The organism is Henriciella pelagia (genome assembly GCF_002088945.1).
Lineage (GTDB): Bacteria > Pseudomonadota > Alphaproteobacteria > Caulobacterales > Hyphomonadaceae > Henriciella > Henriciella pelagia.
Genome location: NZ_NCSU01000004.1, coordinates 1 through 6,460, shown reverse-complemented (window position 1 = coordinate 6,460; position 6,460 = coordinate 1). Strand labels below are relative to the sequence as shown.

Below are 6,460 nucleotides of genomic sequence, written 5' to 3'. Positions count from 1 at the left end.
TGTTCCCCGTCAGCGACCATGAGACAGATCGGCCAAATTGCTTAAGGAGGATTTCTGGCACATCGTAGCCCGCCAAGGGAGCGAAGATGAGACAGAAATCCGGGCCGGAAGGATCGGCCGAAAAACATGTGAAAGAGATACGCCGTAAGACCCGGCGCAAATTCTCTGCCGAAGAGAAGATCCGCATTGTTCTGGAAGGCCTGCGCGGAGAATATTCGATTGCCGAACTGTGTCGGCGTGAGGGGATCGCCCAGGGCCTTTATTACACCTGGTCGAAGGAATTCCTCGAAGCGGGAAAGAGGCGGCTCTCCGGCGATACCGAGCGCCAGGCGACGTCCGGTGAGGTGAGCGGCTTGAAGCGCGAGATGCGGGATCTGAAGGAAGTCGTGGCCGACCTGACGCTGGAAAACCGCATTCTGAAAAAAAGCGTGATCGGGGATGGGGAGGATACCGAATGAGATACCCTGCCTCTGAGAAGCTGGAGATCATCCGGCTGGTCGAACAATCACACCAGCCGGTGAAGAAGACACTGGAACAGATCGGCGTGTCACGTCCGACCTTCTATCGCTGGTATGACCTTTACCGGCGGTTCGGTGAAGCCGGGCTTGAGGATCGGCGCAGCGGCTCCGGCCGGGTCTGGAACCGCATCCCGAACGAGGTGCGTCAGCAGGTACTGGAAATGGCCCTGGATCAACCGGAACTATCTCCCCGGGAATTGGCGGTGACGTTCACCGATGAGAAGCACTACTTCGTCTCCGAGGCCAGTGTTTACAGGCTTTTGAGGGCGCACAACCTGATCACGAGCCCGGCTTTCATCGTGATGAAAGCGGCTGATGAGTTCAGGGAGAAGACCACCGGGCCGAACCAGCTCTGGCAGACCGACTTCACCTATCTGAAAGTGATCGGCTGGGGATGGTTCTATCTCTCCACCGTGCTTGACGACTTCTCCCGCTACATCATTGCCTGGAAGCTCTGTACCGGCATGGCGACGAGCGATGTGCAGGATACGCTGAACCTGGCGCTTGAGGCTTCCGGACTCGATGAAGTAAACGTGATCCATCGCCCAAGACTACTCTCAGACAACGGACCTTCCTACATCTCTGGCGATCTGGCTGAGTATCTTGCCGACAAGGGAATGAAGCATACGCGCGGCGCGCCGTATCATCCCCAGACCCAGGGCAAGATCGAGCGCTGGCATCAGACCCTGAAAAACCGCATCCTGCTGGAAAACTACTTCCTGCCGGGAGACCTCGAAGCGCAGATCGACGCGTTCGTTGGCTACTACAACCACCAGCGCTATCACGAGAGCCTGAACAATCTCACTCCGGCAGATGTCTATACGGGCCGCGGCCAGACCATTCTGCTGGAACGTGAGAAAATCAAAAGGAGGACCATGAAACTACGGCGCTTGCAGCACGCCCAATCCGCTGCTTAACTCAACCCAGATGCGCCAGACCCTCCTTAAGTCAGGCAGCCTGAAGTCTCAAATACCTGACGACGGACAGTCCATCAAAAAGGACTAAATTGTGCTGACTCGAAGAGACACGTTATGGGGTATGGGCGGGCTCTCATTGTCCTTAGCAGCGTGTGGGCAAGCAGGCTATCCCCAAAGTCCGCATAACTCTGATAGGAACCTTCTCAAAATACCTCAGTTGCTTTCCGGAACAAAGAATGGCGCTTACACAGAATATAATCTGAAAATCCAAAATGGAACTTCAACATTTTTTGAAGGCCGTTCGACGTCCACTATCGGCGTAAATCAGGCCTATCTCGGTCCAACGCTTCAAATGGATGTCGGATCTATTGTAAAAATCAATGTCAACAACACGCTGCAAGAAGATACTACACTTCACTGGCATGGTTTCCACGTGCCGGCCAAATATGATGGCACACCACACCAGACGATAACACCGGGTGAGACCTGGACCGCGCAGTTTGAAGTACGCCAAAAGCCCGCCCTTTTCTGGTACCACTCTCACGCCCACAAACAAGCCGGTCCGCAAGTGTATCGCGGCCTTGCGGGTCCCATTATCGTAAAAGATCCCAATCGACTTGAACCTGACTTACCTAATACCTACGGCGTCGATGACGTGCCGTTGATCGTTCAGGACAGACTGTTCGGGAATAATGGCGAGCTAGTGTATTTAAGATCTATGCATGACATCATGATGGGAATGCAGGGCGACACCTTGCTCGTCAATGGTGTGGTTGACCCTGTTTTTGAGAGCAAGACTGAGCTTTTGCGCCTACGATTGCTTAACGGCTCGAATGCTCGCATTTATGACTTTAAGTTCGCGGACCGACAAACCTTTTTGATGATTGGATCCGACGGGGGGCATTTAGAGACCGCTTTAGAAATGTCGCAGTTAAGGCTTTCGCCGGGAGAGCGTGCAGAGATCCTCGTTGATATGCGCTATGGTCAGCCACGGCAGTTGATAGCTGCATCCACAACGAATGGAATGGGTATGATGGATGGCGCTATGATGGGCGACCGATGGTGGCGTGGTAATAATCGCAGGGATACAGACACATCAGCTTTCAACGTCTTACTTATCGTCCCCAACGCAAACCTAGACTCCTCTCCGCCAGTACCCACAACCTTCAAGAAACACGCCGCTATCGATCCAGGAAGTGCCGTAAAAATGCGTCAATTTGTGCTCCGAATGGGGATGGGTATGCGGGCAGAAAATGGGTTTACGATAAATGGCCGTTCTATGGATATGGGCCGTATTGACGAGCGCGTGAAGTTGAATACGACGGAAATTTGGGAAGTCCAAAACGCTTCTTGGATGCCTCATCCGTTTCACGTACATGATGTCCAATTCAGAATTTTGGACCGCAATGGTAGGCCCCCTGCTCAGCACGAAACCGGCTTAAAGGATACTGTACTGCTAGCGCCGCGCGAGCGCGTGCGGTTGCTGTTGTCATTTAAAGATTATGCAGACCCGGATACACCTTACATGTACCATTGTCATATACTCGAACATGAAGATGCCGGGATGATGGGGCAGTTCGTCGTCGAAACATAATCCATACAATACCTAACAGACCGAGTGGTTATCCCGATCTCCTATCCTGTTTGATTGGAAGCTTCATATGAGCGCTCACCCAACCTATTCAACCGATAGTATCTTGATTTGCAACTATCTGTTTCTCTGAAGGTCTCATACCTTTCAACATCACTATTGCTAAACCAAGAACAATGGCGATGTCAGCGAGATTGAAGGTTGGCCAGTGAAATCCTAAAACATGAATATCAATGAAATCTGTAACAACGCCGTCAATCAGACGGTCAATGGCGTTGCCCAGAGCGCCGCCGATGATCAATCCGGCCCAGATTGCATCATGCTTATACGTGGCGCGCCACAACCGCATCGCCAAATAAGCAGACACGATGAACGCGATGAAAGCCAGTGCCCATGGCGCCCACTCGCTGTTTGAACTTAGCAGACCGAAGCTGACGCCGCGATTATACCCCAGTCTCAAATCTACAAACGGGAGCAGCTCAACCAAGCCGCCGGACTCGGTCAAATAGGGTATCATAGTGGCTTTTGTGGATAGGTCGGCGATCAGGATCACTACCGCGATAGAGGTTCCCAGCCAACGAACGTGCTGCGTCATTCTGGGTTTGCCTCACTCGCCAACGGGTCTGTCTTGCGGGACGTGACGACACTTAGATCGCGACGCGCATCGCGCAAAATGTTCCACGCCGAATGAAGAAACAAAGCCGCAATCAGGAAGGCCACGATGAGGTCGGGCCAGCGAGTAGACGTCAAGGCAACCAGACCTGCGGCGATGATAACAGCCACATTGCCGATCGCATCATTGCGTGAAAAAAGCCACACAGCGCGCATATTGGCGTCACCGTCGCGATAAGGCAGCAAAGGCAGGACAGCGATGAGATTCACGATCAAGGCAACTAACGCGAAAAGTCCCATTAAGCCGGCTTCAACAGGTGTGTCCGTGAGGGTCTTGAGAACGGTAGAGGCGAGCACCCAAAGCCCGAGCAGGCCGAGAAAGATGCCTTGAATGAATGCAGACCGCGCCCGCCAGGCCAGCGACCAACCGATCGCAAGTAGCCCGAGAAATGTGATCGACCCGTCGCCTAAAAAATCGAGGGCATCTGCTTTCAGCGCCTGAGAATTGGCCATGAAGCCCCCGAAAAGCTCTATGACGCCGTAGCCCACATTCAAGGCAACAACGATCCATAGGGCTCGGCGATAACCGGGTGAACGGATCTGTTCTTCATCAACTCCGCAGCAATCATCATCCGCCATAGCCTATCCTCTCCTCCTAACATTTGAGCGAAAACAGCTTCATGGAACGGCGTTACGACCGTCAAACTTGTCTGTTTCATTCATTGATTTAGTTCGTTGCACCCTATAGCTGCTATAGGTTCAAGGGGAAAAATGAAATGCCAGACCAAAACCGTTCAATTGGGCAGTTATCAAAACTCTCCGGGGTAAAAATCACGACAATACGGTATTATGAGTCTATCGGACTGCTCCCTGAACCGGGACGCACATCAGGTGGACAGCGAGTTTATGACGAAGCGTCGTCCAATAGGCTGCTCTTTATTCGGCAATGCCGTGATCTCGGCTTTCCAATCGAAGCCATTAGGGAACTCATTGACCTTCAATTGACTCCTAATGCAGATTGCCTGGAAGTAGACCGAGTTGCCCGTCACCATCTTGGAGAAGTGGACAAGCGTCTGAAGCAATTGCGCGCCCTTAAAAAGGAATTGAAAGATATGATTGTGTCCTGTGCCGGAGGCGAAGTAGCGACGTGCACGATAATGGAGAGCATCACCAAAGCAACACGTTGATCGCTCAATGGGTTAAAGTAGGAATTCACCTCTTGACTCTCTAGCAGCTGTAGGGATTAGACAATCTACCAAACAGGCCGATTGGGCTCGTTCAATATCGCCGCGGATGATCACTTTTCTAGCGGAATGGCTGTCCGTCGTCAGGTATTTGAGACTTCAGGCTGCCTGACTTAAGGAGGGTCTGGCGCATCTGGGTTGAGTTAAGCAGCGGATTGGGCGTGCTGCAAGCGCCGTAGTTTCATGGTCCTCCTTTTGATTTTCTCACGTTCCAGCAGAATGGTCTGGCCGCGGCCCGTATAGACATCTGCCGGAGTGAGATTGTTCAGGCTCTCGTGATAGCGCTGGTGGTTGTAGTAGCCAACGAACGCGTCGATCTGCGCTTCGAGGTCTCCCGGCAGGAAGTAGTTTTCCAGCAGGATGCGGTTTTTCAGGGTCTGATGCCAGCGCTCGATCTTGCCCTGGGTCTGGGGATGATACGGCGCGCCGCGCGTATGCTTCATTCCCTTGTCGGCAAGATACTCAGCCAGATCGCCAGAGATGTAGGAAGGTCCGTTGTCTGAGAGTAGTCTTGGGCGATGGATCACGTTTACTTCATCGAGTCCGGAAGCCTCAAGCGCCAGGTTCAGCGTATCCTGCACATCGCTCGTCGCCATGCCGGTACAGAGCTTCCAGGCAATGATGTAGCGGGAGAAGTCGTCAAGCACGGTGGAGAGATAGAACCATCCCCAGCCGATCACTTTCAGATAGGTGAAGTCGGTCTGCCAGAGCTGGTTCGGCCCGGTGGTCTTCTCCCTGAACTCATCAGCCGCTTTCATCACGATGAAAGCCGGGCTCGTGATCAGGTTGTGCGCCCTCAAAAGCCTGTAAACACTGGCCTCGGAGACGAAGTAGTGCTTCTCATCGGTGAACGTCACCGCCAATTCCCGGGGAGATAGTTCCGGTTGATCCAGGGCCATTTCCAGTACCTGCTGACGCACCTCGTTCGGGATGCGGTTCCAGACCCGGCCGGAGCCGCTGCGCCGATCCTCAAGCCCGGCTTCACCGAACCGCCGGTAAAGGTCATACCAGCGATAGAAGGTCGGACGTGACACGCCGATCTGTTCCAGTGTCTTCTTCACCGGCTGGTGTGATTGTTCGACCAGCCGGATGATCTCCAGCTTCTCAGAGGCAGGGTATCTCATTCGGTATCCTCCCCATCCCCGATCACGCTTTTTTTCAGAATGCGGTTTTCCAGCGTCAGGTCGGCCACGACTTCCTTCAGATCCCGCATCTCGCGCTTCAAGCCGCTCACCTCACCGGACGTCGCCTGGCGCTCGGTATCGCCGGAGAGCCGCCTCTTTCCCGCTTCGAGGAATTCCTTCGACCAGGTGTAATAAAGGCCCTGGGCGATCCCCTCACGCCGACACAGTTCGGCAATCGAATATTCTCCGCGCAGGCCTTCCAGAACAATGCGGATCTTCTCTTCGGCAGAGAATTTGCGCCGGGTCTTACGGCGTATCTCTTTCACATGTTTTTCGGCCGATCCTTCCGGCCCGGATTTCTGTCTCATCTTCGCTCCCTTGGCGGGCTACGATGTGCCAGAAATCCTCCTTAAGCAATTTGGCCGATCTGTCTCATGGTCGCTGACGGGGAACA

6 protein-coding genes are annotated in these 6,460 nt (G+C 53.5%); 3 read left to right on the top strand and 3 right to left on the bottom strand.

The features are described from left to right. The first annotated feature begins 86 nt into the window (after positions 1 to 86). Positions 87 to 1,435 (top strand): IS3 family transposase gene (locus B8746_RS00990; protein ID WP_095380815.1). Its coding sequence is split into 2 segments (ribosomal slippage): positions 87 to 420 and positions 420 to 1,435, totalling 1,350 coding nucleotides; the frame shifts between segments, so codons are not numbered across the junction. A 217-nt stretch (positions 1,436 to 1,652) separates the two neighbouring features. Beyond that, on the top strand, positions 1,653 to 3,029 hold the full coding sequence (locus B8746_RS00985) for a multicopper oxidase family protein (RefSeq protein WP_198943683.1): 1,377 nt from the start codon (positions 1,653 to 1,655) through the stop codon (positions 3,027 to 3,029). Between the two features lie 88 nt (positions 3,030 to 3,117). On the opposite strand, the gene lspA is transcribed toward B8746_RS00985, so the two are convergent. Continuing rightward, on the bottom strand, positions 3,118 to 3,621 hold the full coding sequence (lspA, locus tag B8746_RS00980; RefSeq protein ID WP_084391394.1) for a signal peptidase II: 504 nt from the start codon (positions 3,619 to 3,621) through the stop codon (positions 3,118 to 3,120). After that, positions 3,618 to 4,277, bottom strand: a complete 660-nt coding sequence (locus B8746_RS00975) for a cation diffusion facilitator family transporter (protein ID WP_084391393.1) — start codon at positions 4,275 to 4,277, stop codon at positions 3,618 to 3,620. The genes lspA and B8746_RS00975 overlap by 4 nt, the downstream gene beginning before the upstream one ends. 137 nt (positions 4,278 to 4,414) lie before the next feature. Here B8746_RS00975 and B8746_RS00970 point away from each other — a divergent pair, with 137 nt between their 5' ends. Further along, positions 4,415 to 4,825, top strand: a complete 411-nt coding sequence (locus B8746_RS00970) for a MerR family transcriptional regulator (RefSeq protein ID WP_084391392.1) — start codon at positions 4,415 to 4,417, stop codon at positions 4,823 to 4,825. 200 nt (positions 4,826 to 5,025) lie between these two features. Here the strand turns inward: B8746_RS00970 and B8746_RS00965 are convergent. Then, a protein-coding gene (locus tag B8746_RS00965) for an IS3 family transposase (protein WP_095380815.1) occupies positions 5,026 to 6,374 on the bottom strand; the annotation gives its coding sequence in 2 pieces (ribosomal slippage) (positions 5,026 to 6,041 and positions 6,041 to 6,374; 1,350 coding nt in all). Between the last annotated feature and the right edge of the window lie 86 nt (positions 6,375 to 6,460).